Consider the following 14,961-nt stretch of genomic DNA (forward strand, 5'->3'; position numbering starts at 1 on the left):
GGTGTCTCCTTGGAGGGACGGGTCAGTCCTTGACGGCGCCGGCGGTGACTCCCGCCGAGACGTACCGCTGGGCGACGACGAGGAGGACGGCGGCCGGGAGCGAGGCGACCACGGCGGTCGCCATGATCGAGTTCCACTCCTGGTTGTTGTTGCCGATGTACTTGTAGATGCCGAGGGTGATCGGCTGGAGCTTCCCGCCGCTGTCGAGCGTCGAGGCGAAGATGAAGTCCGACCAGGCCCAGAGGAACGCGAACAGCGAGACGGTGACGACGGAGTTGCGGCTGATCGGCATGATCACCGAGGTGAAGGTGCGCCAGGCGCTCGCTCCGTCCATCCGCGCCGCCTGGGTGAGCTCGTCGGGGATCCCCGACATGAAGGCCGTGAAGATCAGCACGCCGAACGGCACCGCGATGGTGGAGTCGGCCACGATCAGGCCCGGGATCGAGTTGAGCAGCCCCAGGTTGAGGTAGATGGCGTAGAAGCCCATCGCCATGATGATCGCCGGGATCATCTGCGCGATCAGCAGCACGAACGAGAGGGCCTGACCGCCGCGGGGCCGCAGCTTCGCCAGCGAGTAGGCGGCGGGAGCGGCGATCGCCACGGTCAGCAGCACCGTGCCCAGGCCGACGACGAGGCTGGTGCCCAGGTAGGGCAGCTGCTCGCTCAGCACCGCCTGGTAGCCGGTGAACGTGGGCGAGAACGGGAACCAGTCCGGCGGATCCTTCCGCATCGAGCCGGTCGGAGTGAGGGAGACGTTGATCATCCAGTAGACGGGGAACAGCATGACCGCCGTGAGGGCGATCCCGACCACCGTCAGGTACCAGGGGCGGCGCGCGGTCACGAGTCGGCCTGCTTCCGCTGGACGCGGATGTACACGAGGCCGAAGACGAGGGCCAGGATGATCAGCAGGTTGCCGACGGCCGCGGCCGGTCCGAAGTCGGGCAGCATCGAGCCGAAGCCGAGCTGGTACGTCCAGGTGGCGAGCGTGGTCGAGGAGTCGGCGGGGCCGCCCTTCGTCATGATCCAGATGATGTCGAACACCTTCAGCGTGTAGACGAGGCCGAGCAGGATCGTGATCGCCGACACCGGCCGCAGCAGCGGCAGCGTGATCCGCCAGAACTGCTGGGCGCCGGTCGCGCCGTCGAGCGAGGCCGCTTCGTAGAGGTCCTGCGAGATGTTCTGCAGGCCGGAGTAGAGGATCACCAGGTTGAACGGGATGCCGATCCAGATGTTCGCGATCAGGACCGCGATCAGCGAGGTGGTCGGCGAGGTGAGCCAGTTGATCTGGCCGATCCCGAACGACTCCAGGAACGCGTTCACGATGCCGGAGTCGCTGTTGAGCATCCACGACCAGGTCGAGGCCGAGACGATCAGCGGCAGGAGCCACGGCACCAGGAACAGCGCCCGGAGCGTGCTCGCCAGGGGGAAGCGGCGGTAGAAGAACACGGCGAGCGCCAGCCCCAGCGTGAACTGGAAGAGGAGCGAGACGCCGGTGAAGACCGCCGTGTGCAGCAGCGCCGGGCCGAAGGTCGCGTCCTGGAACACCTGGACGTAGTTGTCGAACCAGACGAAGGGCGCGTTCCCCTGCACGAACGAGCGGACCGTGTAGTCCTTCAGGCTCAGCTCGAGGTTGCGGTAGAGCGGGAACGCGTAGAAGACGAGCAGGTAGGCGACGAGCGGGGCGAGGAACGCCCACGCGACCAGGCGGCCGCCTTCGGGTCGCCAGCGGCGCCGACGGCTCTCGGCGGCCGGGGCGGGCGGGGCCGGCGGCTCGGTGCCGCGCCGCAGAAGGCGGGCGGTCTCGGTGGCAGTGGTCATGGTCTCTCCCGTCCCCCCGGCCGGTGCGCGGAGCACCGGCCGGGGGGACCTCGTTCGGGGAGCGGGAGCCCCCGGTCGTCCTACTTCGTGGCGGATTCGGCGGCCGACTGGGCGGCCTTCAGGGCGTCCTCGGGAGACTGCGAGCCGCTGAGCACGGTCTGCACCGCGCCCCACAGCTGCTCCGAGATCTTCGGGTACTTCGTGCCGAGGTCGTCCGAGGTGCGGCCCTTCGCGGCCTGCACGGCGGTGACCCACGGCTCGAGGTCGGCGTTGCCGGCGACCTGCTCCTGCTGCGCCTCGGCCGTCGGCGCGATGTACGAGAGCGTGTTGTCGGTCGTGACCAGGCTCTCCGTCGAGGTCAGGCACTCGGCGATCTGCTTCGAGGTCTCGTAGCGCGCCGTATCCGACTGCACCGGGAGGGTGAGGAACTCGCCTCCGGTCGGTGCGGGGGCCGCTCCGCCGTCCTTCGACGGGATGGTCAGGACGCCGTAGTCGATGCCCGAGGCCTTCGCGTTGGCCAGCTGCCAGGTGCCGTTCTCGCCGAACGCGTACTCGCCGGTCTCGAACTCCTGCCAGCTCGTGGTCTGCGTGTTGCCGATCACGGAGTTGGGCGCGTAGCCCTTCTCGAGCCAGTCGCTCCAGAGCGAGACGGCGTCGACCGCGGCGGGCGAGTCGAGGTCGGTCAGCTCGGCGCCGGAGCCCCAGAACCACGGCAGGAACTGGAAGGTCCCCTCCTCCGTGCCGATGCCGGAGAACGTGATGCCCTTGCCGCCGGAGGCGGTGACCTTCTCGAGCGCGTCGGTCAGCCCGGCCCAGTCGGTGATGGAGGCGGCGTCCACGCCGGCCTTCTCGAGCACGGCCTTGTTGTAGTACAGCGCGAGCGTGTTGGCGCCGATCGGCACGCCGAAGGTGTCGCTGCCGGTCTGGCCGGCCGCGAGGATGTTCGCGTCGATCCCGTCGGTGGAGAGCCCGGACTCGGCGGTCGTGGTCAGGATGCCCGACTCCGCGAGCGTCGAGACCACGGGGTTGTCGACGAGCAGGAGGTCGGGCGAGTTGCCCTGCTGGCCGGCGAGCAGCGCCTTGTTGGTCAGGTCGGTGGTGTCGTAGCCGGTGCGCTCGACGGTGACGCCGGCCTCGGTCCCGCAGGAGTCGATGAGCTTCGCCCAGTCGGACGACTCGTCGAACTGGGGGTACGGGTCCCAGAACGTGTAGCTGCCTCCCGCGGCGGAGCCGGAGTCTCCCCCGGAGCCGCTCGCGCAGCCGGTCAGTGCGGCGGCGGCCGTCCCCAGCAGGACGGCGGCGGCGAGGCCCCGAGCGTGCTTCCTCGTCTTCACGGATGATCCCTTCGTCGTTGACGGATTCCTCGGCAGTCGTCCCGATCGTCTACGCCGGGCCGAAACTACTTTCTGTCGGGTAAACCTAGGCAGGGGCGGTCAGCGCGTCAAGAGATGCGACCTTTTCGGTCTTTTCGGTTTTTCGCCGGAGTCGTGCGAGGATCGACGCGGCGGCCCGCCGGGCCCGGAACGGAGGCGCGGTGCCACCACGCAAGCCCACCGGCACCATCACGCTCACCGACGTGGCGGCCGCCGCCGGCGTCTCGATCGCCACCGCCTCCAAGGCGCTCAACGGCCGCGACCAGGTGCGCGCCGAGACCCGCCAGCGCGTGCTGGACGCCGCCGAGGCCCTCTCCTTCACCCCGAACCCGTTCGCGCAGGCCCTCAACTCCCGGCGCACGGGCACCATCGGGATGCTCACCAACGATCTCGACAACCGCTTCGTGCTCCCCGTGCTGCTCGGCGCCGAGGACGCGTTCGGCGCAGGATCGACGTCGGTGCTCCTCTGCGACGCCCGCGGCGACTCGATCCGCGAGCAGCACCACATCAAGAACCTGCTCGCCAAGCGCGTCGACGGGATCGTGGTGCTCGGCCGGACGACGAACCCGCGCCCTTCGATCACCCGCACCATCCCGGTGCCGGTCGTCTACGCCTATGCGCCCTCGGAGGATCCGCGCGACTCCTCCTTCACGCCCGACAACGTGCAGGCCGGCGTCCTCGCCGCCCGCCACCTGATCGAGCGCGGACGGACGAGGATCGCCCTCGTCAACGGCGAGCCGAGCTACACCGCCGCGCACGACCGCGCCCGGGGCGTCGAGCAGGCGCTGACGGAGGCGGGGCTGCCGCTGGTCGGCGGCGGCGTCCTCTTCGGGCAGTGGTCCGAGAGCTGGGGGCGTCAGTGCGCCGAGACGCTGCTGCGGGCGCATCCGGACCTCGACGCGATCATCTGCGCGAGCGACCAGATCGCCCGCGGCACGCTCGACTACCTGCGCGAGACCGGCCGGCGGGTGCCGCAGGACGTGGCCGTCGTCGGCTTCGACAACTGGGACCTCCTCGTCGAGGCCGCCCGCCCGCCGCTCTCGAGCATCGACATGATGCTCGACACGCTCGGCCGCGCCGCCGCGGAGGAGCTCTCGAACGCGATCCACGGACGTCCGACCGCGGGCGTGCAGGCCATGCCCGTCCGCTTCGTGCCGCGGGAGTCCTCCGGCTGACGCCCCCGCCCTCCGCGAGAACGCGGAGGACACCGCCTGCTCAGCGGTGTCCCGACGCTCGGAGCGGCGTCTCGACGCACGAGCGGGCCTGCGCGCATCGGCGAGGACACCCGAGAGACGGGCGGAGCGCGATCGAGGGCGCAGACGTGCGCCGGACCCCTCGGGAGTCCGGCGCACGGCCTGGCGGTGATCAGCTTCCGGTGATCAGCCGGGATCAGCTGCCGGTGTGCTCACCGCGGCGTCGGAGGGTGAGGAGCATCAGACCGCCGCCGACCAGGGCGAGCAGGCCCAGCACTCCGGCGGTCGCCGTCGCTGCGGCGTCCACTCCGGTCGAGGCGAGAGCCGGACCGCGGGGACCGTTCGACCCGGACACGGGAACGACCGCGGCGTGGGAGGGCGCCGGTCGCGGCGCTGTGGTCGCGGTCGGAGTCGGCGAGGCCGTGGACGTCGCGGTCGGCGTGGTGGTGGGAGTCGCCGTCGGAGCCACGGTCGGCGTCACCGTCGGCGTGGTCATCGGCGTGACCGTCGGGGCCACGGTGGGCGCGATCGTCGGCGTCACCGTCGGAGTAATGGTGGGGGTCACCGTCGGGGTGACGGTGGGAGTCACGGTCGGCGTGACAGTGGGCGTGACCGTCGGAGCCACGGTGGGCACGACGGTCGGCGTCACGGTCGGCGTCACTGTCGGAGTCACGGTCGGCGTGACGGTGGGGGTCACCGTCGGAGTCACGGTCGGCGTCACGGTCGGCGTGATGGTCGGGGTCACCGTCGGAGTGACCGTGGGCGTCACGGTCGGCGTGACTGTCGGGGTCACGGTCGGCGTCACGGTCGGCGTGACCGTCGGCGTCACGGTCGGCGTGATCGTCGGCGTCACGGTCGGCGTGATGGTCGGAGTCGCCGTCGGCGACGATCCGCCGTCGGAGGGCTCGCAGCCCGGCTCGGTGAAGTCATTGGAGTCGAGCGTGACCGCTCCCGTGCGGGCCAGTGCGCGGCCCTCGACGGAGACGCCCGTCGTCACCGCGATCGAGGCCGAGGCGAGCACGGAGCCCACGAAGTCCGAGTCGGTGCCGAGCGTCGCGGAGCTGCCGATCTGCCAGTAGACGTTGCAGGCCTACGCTCCGTTGATCAGGGCCACCGTGCTCGACGAGGCCGTCGTCAGCGTCGACGCGGCGCGGATCACGAAGACCGCCTCGTTGACGCCCTCGGCGTCGAGCGTGAGCGTCCCCGTCACTCCGACCGGTCCGGCCGCGGTGTAGACCCCGGGCTTCAGCGTCCTGCCGCCGATCTCGGCGTCGATCTGCGCGGTCGTCGCCTGCGAGGCGAGCTGTCCGTAGGCGGTGCCCACGTCGGCCTGGGCCTGAGCCGCCTCCGCGTCTCCGCGGTGGATCACTCCGTCCGTCCGTCCGGGCGGGAACCCGGTGACGGCGGTCAGCGGGCTGACCCCGACGCTCTGGTCCAGGACGCTCGACCCCGTGTTCGTCACGGTCGACGCGGCCAGGACCGAGTAGTCCTCCGCCGTGCCGAGGTCGGGAGCAGTGGCCGCGTGCGCCGAGACGCCGGCGAAGAGCGCGGCGCCGACGACGGCGAGGACGACACCCGTCCCGATCGCCCCTCTTCTGCGGTTCTGCCGATGACGGCGGAGCGAGGTACGAGAGGACACGTGCGGCAATGAGGCCAGCGATCTGCCCACGTCAGCGTGAGCTCAATAACCCGAGGTGGGAGGCTCGAACCGTGGGTCGCGCTCCTCGCCCGCGTCTACGCCGCGACCCTGACGGGGGGCAGGATCCGCCGACGGCGTCCCCCGACCCGGGACATGCCCGCCACCGGAGTCTTCGCGCCGGTGACGGCGGACCCGGCCGGCGGAGCGGATCAGCGGTGACGCCCGCGGCACCCGAACCGGTCGGAGTGCTGTGCGTCCCGGGAGCCCTCAGCCGAGAGCCGCCACCCGCTCGATCACGCCCTCGCCCAGCCGGGCGACGTACCCCTCCGGATCCGGCCCGGCCGGCGCCAGCTGCACGTGGTCGATCCCCAGCGCCGCGTACTCCTCCATCGCGCGGACGAAGCCGTCGGGGTCGCCGATCGGATCGCCGCCCCCGGTGATGGTCTTCGTGATCGTCGCGTAGTCGCGCCCGAGGTCGTCGCAGTGCCGCTTCAGCACGTCGAGCTTGTGCGCCACGTCGTCCGCGCCGGTGCCGAACAGGTTGCAGGCGTCGCCGTACTGCGCGACCAGCCGCAGCGTCTTCCTCTCTCCGCCGCCGCCGATGAGGATGGGCGGGCCGGGCTGCTGGATCGGCGCCGGGTGGTTCAGCGTCTCGGCGAGCCGGTAGTGCGTCCCCTCGAACGGCCCGTCGTCGTCGCTCCACATCTGACGGCAGATCCGCAGCGTCTCCTCCAGCCGCTCGAACCGCTCCTTCAGCGGCGGGTACGGCACGCCGAGCCCGAGGTGCTCGCGCTCGTACCAGGCGGCCCCGATGCCGAGCATCGCGCGCCCGCCGGAGAGCACGTCGAGGGTGGTGACGATCTTCGCGAGCAGTCCCGGATGGCGGTACGTCACGCCGGTGACGAGGAGCCCCAGCCGCATCCGCTCCGTCCGGCCGGCGACGAAGCCGAGCGAGGTGTAGCCCTCGAGCATCGGATCCTCGCTCGTCGCGAAGTGCTCCATCTGGAAGTAGTGGTCCATCAGCGTGAACCACGCGCAGCCGACGTCCTCGGCCGTCCGCGCGGTCGCTCCGAGGATCGGCGCGATCCCCGCGCTCCCGCCTGGAAGGGTGAAGTCCATGAAGTGAATGCCGAGCTGCACGCGCGTCTCCTGTCGTCCCGGGATGTCCAGGAGCCAGTGTGCGCCGAGCCACCGCTCAACACGCCGACGCGTCCGCCTCTGAGCGGCGTCTCATCGGTTCCGCGCCGTCTCGGCCGATCGCACCCGCCGAGGGGCGGCCGCCCTCACTCGCAGACGCGGAAGCGGTTCCGATCGAACCCGACGACGTCGCCGACGGCGAGCTGGCGCCCGCGGCGCAGATCCACTTCGCCGTTGACGGTCACCATCCCCTCGGCGACCGCCTCCTTGGCCTCGCCGCCCGAGAGGATCCCCGCGAACTTGAGGAACTGGCCCAGACGGATCGACCCGCCGCCCAGCGGGACGTCGACGGGCTCGGGGACGGCAGCGGCGCCCTTCACGTCTGTGAACGCGCCCGCGAAATGTCGCCGCAGGCCCCCTGGATCAGCGGGTTTCCCACGTAAGTGTCGCCGCAGTTTCCAGCACAACGTGTCGCTCCGAACATGCCCGCGTGATTCCGCGGATCTGAGGCCTCGATGGGGTCATTCGGTGGCCCCTCGCCGCGCAGGAAGTGCCCGGCGGCCATACGAGGTCGGGTTGGCACAGACTTCGGGTTCAGTCTCCACGAAGCCTTCCTCGGCGTCGCGGTCGGCGTCGGAGCTGCCGCCCTGCGCGGCCTGCTCGAACGGGCTGGCTGCCGGAACAGCCGCAACAAGCGAGGCGTCAGGGCGATGTCGGTGCGGCTGTTTCGCATGCATGCCTGCGGGCGAAGCACTAGAGGGTGTTCTTCGTGGTCGCCAGGTACTCCGGCGTGGCGAGCGCTTGCATGGAGAACCAATGTGTCGCCTCGAGGCTCGCCTCCAGGTGTCGCCAACCGTTCGAGACGAACGAGCTCGTCTGCGCGCCGGTGAACATATAGACGACGGCTCGAGCGGCAGTCGGGATATCGACCTCGGCGCGAAGATTGCCTTCAGCTCGTGCCTGTTCGAGAAACAACGCTATCGCGTCGAGCCAGACTGGATCCGGCAACTTCGCAACGCCGGGGAATTCAGATGAGGCTTGTGCGACGAGACGCAGGCCTGCTTGCGCCGTTGGATCGTGCTGCACTGCTCTCGCGAGGGACCGGGACAGCGTGAGCAGTGAAGCGAGGCCGTCGTCGCCCGACTCCAGAATCGAATCCCGGAGGAGGATGAAGCCCTGGTCCTGGCGGCGGATGATCTCCTCCGCCACCTCGATCTTGCCCCTGCGGAAATGAAAGTAGAAACCACCCTGCGTGACGGATGCTGCTTCTAGGATATCGGCGACGCGAGCGGTCGAGTAGTGCAGGCGCGCAAACACCTTCGCCCCACCGAGAATAATCGCCTCTCGTGTGGCGATCCCGCGTTCCTGTTGTGCCACGCGCACCTCCGACTGATCCCAAAGCCACTCTATCGGCCCATGGTTCAGCGTCTCTGCCGTCTGGTCCCCGTTCGGGAGGGTTCACGCTGAGTAGCCGAACGCCGCGCTGGCGCTCGCACCGTGCTCGGATGTCGAGACCAACCTCACGTCGCGGAGGGTTCGGCCGCCGATGACGACCTCGGCGTTCCTGCGCACGGACGTGCGAGCGGAGAATCGAGCCTGGCCGCCGGACGGAGCGGGCGTCCGAGAGACGGAGGCGCGCCTGAGCCAGAGGTTCGGTACAGCGGAGCGGCTGGTGTCATTGACGGCGTAGATGAGGACTTGCGCCAACTGACCGAACATGACGAGTTCATCGACGGCGTCAAGGCGGGGCGGGGCGGCTGAGTACCCTGCCTGGGATGATGTGACGGAATGGGACGTCTCGAGGTGTCCATCGACGAGGTCCACGCGATCGACGTGGGACGACATCTGGTTCGAGTCGCCTGCTGCCGCATGGGTGAGGCCGGGTGCCGCCTCGGCTGCGCCCGGTCGGGCTCGGCTCGGGGCGCACTCCAAGTCGACGTCCAGTCCGCCGATACAAGCCCGCAATGACTTGGTGCTGACGAGCGGTCCGCCGTGATCGGTCGTGATGCCGATGGGGACAGAGCCCACATCAGTTGTCGCCACACGTCCGGCGACGACTGAGAACCCTGTGACATCGAACGGCCCTTCCCACCAAGCGCCGCGATTCGTGTTCTCACACAAGCTGATGGTCTTCAGCGCCAGGCTGATCGCATCGATAGAACTGAGATGCACCTCGCGGGGATCTCCTGCCGCGTCCAGCGACCAGCGGCGCGGATAGACCGCCTGCTTAACCGCCGAAAGTCGGATCCTGTCACCGTCGACGTGTTCGGCCACCTGGCTGACGGTATGCCTGATGTGTCGATGACCCGAACCGAAGTATCGGCCGGACTCCTTGCCGAGTATCTCCTTTAATGGCCGCCCATCAAAGTGGTGCATCTCGTCCCTTCGGATCTTCTGATCGGTCTGGTGATATGTGCACGCCTGGAAGGTGTCTCGCCGGATTCGATCCCAGGATCTCGAGCGGCGTCATGCACCCGGACCGTGCCTCGGCTGCGAGGGCTGCCGGTACTTCCAGGTAGATCGCAGCCGCAAAGGCTGTTCCAGACCCAGCAGTCAGAACGAACGATGCACGATCGCCGGCGCTGCCTTCCACGGTGACTCGGAGACGAGGCTTGATGATGGTGCTCGCGGTCGACGTGAGCATCCGAGGCCGCGTTCGCCGATGTGATGGAAGCCTGAGAGGGCGAACTCCGTGCAGCGAAGACAGCACTCGCAGGAGCGGGAGTAGCAGGAGGAGCTGGCCGCGAGGCAACCCGAGCTCGGCGAACACCTGGATGTCGGTCGCCGCCGTCGTCCTCCGCAGAGCGAACAGGTCGCCGGTGTGCAGTGTCAGGTGAGAGCTCGTCTCAGAGGTCTCAACTGCTCTTCCAACTCTCAGCCTGACCAGCGTCCCGGACCGGAAGCGCCAGCTTCCTGAAGCGAGAACTGCCTGCGACGAAGCTGTGACGCCTGGTGACTTCGAAGTCCTGCCACTCGCGAGGCTCGTCAGGCTGACCTTCTGCGGCTGGTCTATCGTTCGGAGCGCATGCTCGGCGAGCACTTCGGCCAGATACGTGCCGAACCCCGCGCCGGTTACCACGGCGATGCCGCATTCTCGCCAGTGGGCATCCCGTTTCCACGCGTACTCGTGAGTGCGGCCCTCATTCGACAGGTCAGCGTAGGAGACGCAACCTTCCGCGCTGGCCTCCATGAGCGGCTTCGCGGTGGAGGACTATGGTCCGGCTGCGTTGATCACCCCGCTGACGCCGTCGAGGTGTTGCGTCAGGGAGCTCGCACGCTGCCGGAGGTCGAGCTGCATCCTCGCGACGCCGTACCGGTCAGCCAGCATGTCGAGACTCGCGCCGTCGCGCCCGGCGAGGAGGAACGGCATGCCCCGGCGCCTTGCCTGCATCGCGAGTTCCGCTGCAACCGAGCCCGTGCCGTAGATCAGGCAAGGTGTCACCGGATCGACAGGGATGGTGCTCTCCCGGAGTGCATCGTGCTGGACGCTAGGGGAGGGGCGCTGCTCGCCGGTCGTCGTCGACGCCCGGCGGGGGGACCTGGCGTGCCGCGCGCACGGCGATCGCGCTTCCGAGCAGCACGAAGATCAGAAACGCCGACAGGCCTGCGAGCACGAACGCGTTCGAGTGCGTGGGGTCGACCACGAGGCTGAGCGAGCCCCCCGTGACCGCCAAGAATGCGCCGATCCACACGCAGGGTCGGGCTGCCTGATGGCCCCGCTGCCAGGCTTCATCGGAAGCCATGACCGAGGCTGCTCTGATCCCGACCAGGTTGTTCGGGCCGAGTCGCCCTCGGGCGGCGCATTCGACGGCTGCGACGACGGCAGCAGCAGCGAACACGAGGACGAGCACTCCGAAAACCATGAACCAAACATACATGCACGGTTGTATGTCGTCGTTCGCGCCGTCGGTCGTCGCGCCAATTTTCGCGCCCAGAAACAAAGCACCGTACATGTTTGGTTTGATTCGACGAGTCTGCGAAGTGCAGCTCGCGATGTGGCGCTGGCAACTCGCCTCCGCTCCACTGGTCCACGAGCCCGTCCCTGGCGCTCGAGGCCATCACTCTTGGGGGAACATTGGCTATCAGGATGAAGTCGGCTGTCTCGGTGCTGTGTGCGGCAGCGTTGGTACTCGCGGGGAACCTGCCTGCGGTTGCGGCGCCCTCCGGCGCGAGCCTTGTTGCACAGCACGAGGCGGCGACGACGACGTCGTACACGGACCACGACATCATCAGCTTCCTGGTGCTCGGCTCGGGTCCGGTCTACGAGGACCACAAGGCACTCTCGCCGTATGCGCCGGAAGTGGATAGCGTCACCGTCGAAGCACGAGACGAGATGTACGCCCTGTTCATGGGTGTCGAACCGAACTTCAACGAGCTCGTTACCGTGCCGCTGCAGTCCGGTGATCCTCGTCTCGTCGACGTTGCTCTCGAGAACTTCTCCGAGATCTCCTACGGCGTAGCGGAGGTCATGGGGCTCAACGTGCCCGACAAGGAGGAGTTCGTCTCGGCGCGATCGATCGTCTTCGTCGTCGTCGTGGCTGCTGTCGCCGGAGCGGCCGTGGCGACGGTCGCCGGGGCGGGGAACGTGCGATGGGTCTGGAACACCATCGATTTCTGGGGGACGAGCACTGAGCAGAGCCCGATCTCGCATGAGAAGCGCGCGGCCCAGTTCGCTGCGGCTCTCGGCAAGTAGGTGAGGCTGCCTCCGCGCTCGAGGGAGAGGGGAGTGATCGCGGACAAGGCTGTCTGGTTCTTCGGGGCAGCCTTGGCCGTGCTCGCTGTTTGGATCGGGGCAAGCGTGTACTTCGTGCTCCCGCCCAATGTTCTGTCAAGTGAGTCGGACGTGCACAAGAACCTGCAGCTGGCATTCACAACGGTCTCCCCACAGGGGTGTGGGTTCTTCACGAACGCACCACAGGCGACTGAGATCGCCGCATATGACGCGGAGACGATGGCGTCGTTGATGCTTGCACCTCAAGGGCGGGTGGAGAATCTCTTCGGCCTCAGCAGGGCGCAGCGGGCGCAGGGGCCCGAGCTCGCACAGCTCTCCGAAGCCGTCGGGCAGTGGCACGAGTGTGAAACTGGCCAGACCCGCGAACACTGCCTCGCCGAGGCCAGTTCATTGCAGCCACAGAAGATCACCGTGAACCTCGCTCACCGTACGCTTTGCGGCCCGATCATTCTGACCACAGAGACGTTCACGCCCTTCGAATACCGAGAATTCGATCTCCCCATGCACTCCATCGAGACCTTCACGACCGTGGACGCGGTGTGCTGATGCACGAGCGACCCGGGCCAGCGCTACGGCTCCAGATCGCCTTGCAATCGTTGGAGGTTCGGCAGCGTGCCTTCACGCTCGGCCGCGGCGCTCTGGCGGCCGCCCAGATCTCCATCCTCGTTTTCACGCCGTTCAGCGCACTGATGCAAACGGTCGGAGGAGCCGAACCGGCGCCTTACTGTGCTGGGGCGCGGATCATCTCCGCCTTCTGCATCGGTGGTCCAGAGGTGCCCTCGATCGTGCGGGTCATCGTCATGATTGTTTTGCTGGGCCTCGTGCTCGTCGGGTTCCTGCCGAGGGTGATGGCGTTCGTTCATGCCTGGATCGCCATCTCCATCTCCACCGGAATCTCATTGCCCGATGGCGGCGATTCTGTGGCCGCGATCGTCTCGGTGATCATCATCTTCATCATGGCTGCGGATGATCGGAGATGGGCATGGTCCAAGGAGCGCCGGCCCGTCGGACCAGTCGGTCGAGGTGTTGCACTCGCTGGGATCTATGCCCTGCGACTCCAGGTGACCTTGATCTATCTCAATAGTGCATTTGAGAAGTTCAACGTCGATGACTGGTCCAACGGATCGGCCGAGTACTACATCTCTCGCGGGTACATGTTTGGCGCAAGCGGCCTCATCGCAGATGTGCTGCACTGGGCGACGTCAGTCCCGCTCCTCTTAGCCGTCATCACCTGGGGTGTCATCGTCGCAGAGATCTGCATCGGAATTCTCGTTGTGACCATTGACTTCGGTCGACGGATCGCGTTCATTATGGCGGTCGCATTGCACGTCGGGATCATCCTCAGCATCGGGCTGTGGAGTTTCGGGATCATCATGATCGCAACCGTCGGGATCGCGACGATGAAGCTCGTCCCGCCCTCCGCTTCGCCCGGTTCTGCGAGTGACGAGGACGACTCTCCATCGATCCTCGGAGACGACGATGCCGTTCGGCGATCGGAGGTGTTGTGATGCTGCGATTCCTCCGGTCGGCCAGGCCGCGGCAAAGGCGTGAGGCGCCGAGCACGGGTGGTTGCGTCCGGCGCGCAGTCCGCACGGATCACGCCTACTGGCGCAAGCTCGCCGTTCCGCTCCTCCTGTGCTCGGTGCTGGTCGGATGCAGCCTGAATCTCAGAGAAACTGTTCCGACAGCGGGCACAGACCTGACCGCTAAGGAACTCCGGACCCAAGATCTGATGCTGTGGGCGGTCGAACGGCTGAACGCAGAGGAGGACTTGACCACTGAGGCTGTCGAGTCGAAATCGGACGCGGGTGCGTTCGACTCGGAGTCCACCGCGCATTTGGTCACCATGGTGAATTCGAGCCTTCGGCCCCTGGGCCCATACACGGTGAAGTCCTTCGAACTTCGACCCGAGGGAGCTCTTGCTGTCGTCCGCAATCGGCTTGGCATTCTCCTCGATCTGCAGATCACCGCGAACGCGAACGGAGAGCTCAGAGCGCTCGTCGTGAACGCGGCGGTTGCCACTGCATCACCATCGATTGCATCCTTTGCCGAAGCAGCGGCTCGTCTCGAAGCGCTCGTTCCTGCGTCATCACTGCTCATGCAGGTGACACGCGGGTCGCACACGGAGTCGGTTCACGAGCGGGCGCACGACGTTCTCCGTCCGGTTGGATCGGTGATGAAGCTGTACGTTCTGGCAGCTGTAGTGGAAGCGATCAAAGAAGGGGATCTCTCCTGGGAGGACGTGCTCATGATCGACGATGGGAAGAAGAGTCTCCCAACCGGTCGGCTGCACCTCGAGCCGGACGGAACAGAAATTAGCGTGTTCGAGCTCTCACGTTTGATGATGCAGATCAGCGACAACACAGCAGCCGACGTTCTCATGGACGCTGTCGGAGCCCAGCGGTTGTCGGCCGCGGTGCGCGATCTCGGGCATCACCAACCTGACCTCCTCGAACCGTTCCCGACGACGAGGAAAATGTTCCAGTTGACGCTCGGCGGCGACACGTCGCTCGCGAACGACTGGAACGAGGCATCCAGCGCGGCTCGCCATGGCATTCTTGAGAAGTTGAGCAGTCAGCCGCTGACAGTGGACCCGGCATGGATCGAGCGCGCGCCGTTCTGGCCACGCGACATCGATTGGTTCGCGAACGCTGAAGACGTGGCGAGTGCGCACCGGGCGGTCGTGGAGCTGGGACGCGACGATCCGCGCATGTCGCAGATCCTCCGGTCACCCGAGATCGCGTCTTCTTCGCCGTTTGTAGAACGCGGGTTGGTGACACTCTCGGAGAAGATCGGAAGCTCGCCAGGCGTCGTGGCGGTCACGCTGGTTGCCGTGGGGAGCGACGGTGCCGTCTATTCCGTGGTTGCCCTGGGCGTATCCGAACAACCCGGTGACCCACTGGAGCTCTATCGATCGAAGTTCATCGATGTTGCCAGGAGCGCCCTTGACCTATTGATCGAGTGACGCGACATCTCGGATTCTCGACAACCGGTTCGGATCCGTTCAGAGCACGGCGCGGCTGGCGTTCACCTGCTGTTCCGGTGAGGCGGCGTGTCCGATGATGGCAT

15 protein-coding genes and 1 pseudogene are annotated in these 14,961 nt (G+C 67.3%); 6 read left to right on the forward strand and 10 right to left on the reverse strand.

Annotation, left to right across the window (positions count from 1 at the left end; translation table 11 throughout):
• Positions 1-22: 22 nt before the first annotated feature.
• The 3 genes from C5B93_RS04905 to C5B93_RS04915 form a co-directional block, all read right to left on the reverse strand.
• On the reverse strand, positions 23-841 hold the full coding sequence (locus C5B93_RS04905; RefSeq protein ID WP_104222699.1) for a carbohydrate ABC transporter permease: 819 nt from the start codon (positions 839-841) through the stop codon (positions 23-25).
• Positions 838-1,818 carry a carbohydrate ABC transporter permease gene (locus C5B93_RS04910; protein ID WP_104225802.1) on the reverse strand — a complete coding sequence of 327 codons (981 nt, stop codon included), beginning with the start codon at positions 1,816-1,818 and terminating at the stop codon, positions 838-840. The genes C5B93_RS04905 and C5B93_RS04910 overlap by 4 nt, the downstream gene beginning before the upstream one ends.
• A gap of 80 nt (positions 1,819-1,898) precedes the next feature.
• The gene (locus tag C5B93_RS04915) at positions 1,899-3,152 is read right to left on the reverse strand and encodes an extracellular solute-binding protein (RefSeq protein WP_104291937.1); all 1,254 of its coding nucleotides are present in this window, start codon (positions 3,150-3,152) and stop codon (positions 1,899-1,901) included.
• 200 nt (positions 3,153-3,352) lie between these two features.
• Between C5B93_RS04915 and C5B93_RS04920 the strand changes: the two genes are divergently transcribed.
• On the forward strand, positions 3,353-4,366 hold the full coding sequence (locus C5B93_RS04920; RefSeq protein WP_104291938.1) for a LacI family DNA-binding transcriptional regulator: 1,014 nt from the start codon (positions 3,353-3,355) through the stop codon (positions 4,364-4,366).
• A gap of 413 nt (positions 4,367-4,779) precedes the next feature.
• Positions 4,780-5,463, forward strand: coding sequence for a hypothetical protein (locus C5B93_RS17600; RefSeq protein ID WP_258068151.1), 684 nt, complete (start codon positions 4,780-4,782; stop codon positions 5,461-5,463).
• On the opposite strand, the pseudogene C5B93_RS04930 reads toward C5B93_RS17600, so the two are convergent.
• The 7 genes and pseudogenes from C5B93_RS04930 to C5B93_RS04960 all read right to left on the reverse strand — a co-directional run.
• A pseudogene (locus C5B93_RS04930) lies at positions 5,367-6,053 on the reverse strand (ice-binding family protein); the annotation flags it as partial. The gene C5B93_RS17600 and the pseudogene C5B93_RS04930 sit on opposite strands and share 97 nt — an antisense overlap.
• Before the next feature lie 237 nt (positions 6,054-6,290).
• Complete coding sequence (locus tag C5B93_RS04935) at positions 6,291-7,163, reverse strand: LLM class F420-dependent oxidoreductase (protein WP_181068329.1); 873 nt, start codon at positions 7,161-7,163, stop codon at positions 6,291-6,293.
• Between the two features lie 143 nt (positions 7,164-7,306).
• On the reverse strand, positions 7,307-7,540 hold the full coding sequence (locus tag C5B93_RS04940) for an RNA-binding S4 domain-containing protein (protein ID WP_104222694.1): 234 nt from the start codon (positions 7,538-7,540) through the stop codon (positions 7,307-7,309).
• 373 nt (positions 7,541-7,913) lie between these two features.
• Positions 7,914-8,537, reverse strand: a complete 624-nt coding sequence (locus C5B93_RS04945; RefSeq protein ID WP_104257791.1) for a TetR family transcriptional regulator — start codon at positions 8,535-8,537, stop codon at positions 7,914-7,916.
• An 81-nt stretch (positions 8,538-8,618) separates the two neighbouring features.
• Positions 8,619-9,536 (reverse strand): AvrD family protein, encoded by a 918-nt coding sequence (locus tag C5B93_RS16925; protein WP_146078445.1) that lies wholly within the window; start codon positions 9,534-9,536, stop codon positions 8,619-8,621.
• A gap of 835 nt (positions 9,537-10,371) precedes the next feature.
• Positions 10,372-10,530, reverse strand: a complete 159-nt coding sequence (locus tag C5B93_RS17170) for a hypothetical protein (protein ID WP_181068330.1) — start codon at positions 10,528-10,530, stop codon at positions 10,372-10,374.
• 118 nt (positions 10,531-10,648) lie between these two features.
• Positions 10,649-11,113, reverse strand: a complete 465-nt coding sequence (locus C5B93_RS04960) for an SdpI family protein (RefSeq protein ID WP_104232982.1) — start codon at positions 11,111-11,113, stop codon at positions 10,649-10,651.
• A gap of 134 nt (positions 11,114-11,247) precedes the next feature.
• Between C5B93_RS04960 and C5B93_RS04965 the strand changes: the two genes are divergently transcribed.
• From C5B93_RS04965 to C5B93_RS04980, 4 genes are all read left to right on the forward strand, one after another.
• Complete coding sequence (locus C5B93_RS04965) at positions 11,248-11,853, forward strand: hypothetical protein (RefSeq protein ID WP_104295087.1); 606 nt, start codon at positions 11,248-11,250, stop codon at positions 11,851-11,853.
• 33 nt (positions 11,854-11,886) lie between these two features.
• Positions 11,887-12,438, forward strand: coding sequence for an SdpA family antimicrobial peptide system protein (locus tag C5B93_RS04970; protein ID WP_181068331.1), 552 nt, complete (start codon positions 11,887-11,889; stop codon positions 12,436-12,438).
• Positions 12,438-13,400 carry a sporulation-delaying protein SdpB family protein gene (locus C5B93_RS04975; RefSeq protein WP_146078446.1) on the forward strand — a complete coding sequence of 321 codons (963 nt, stop codon included), beginning with the start codon at positions 12,438-12,440 and terminating at the stop codon, positions 13,398-13,400. The genes C5B93_RS04970 and C5B93_RS04975 overlap by 1 nt, the downstream gene beginning before the upstream one ends.
• Positions 13,401-13,624: 224 nt before the next feature.
• Positions 13,625-14,857, forward strand: coding sequence for a serine hydrolase (locus C5B93_RS04980; RefSeq protein WP_181068332.1), 1,233 nt, complete (start codon positions 13,625-13,627; stop codon positions 14,855-14,857).
• Positions 14,858-14,961: the final 104 nt, after the last annotated feature.

It is taken from the genome of Rathayibacter sp. AY1A2 (assembly GCF_002930935.1).
GTDB lineage: Bacteria > Actinomycetota > Actinomycetes > Actinomycetales > Microbacteriaceae > Rathayibacter.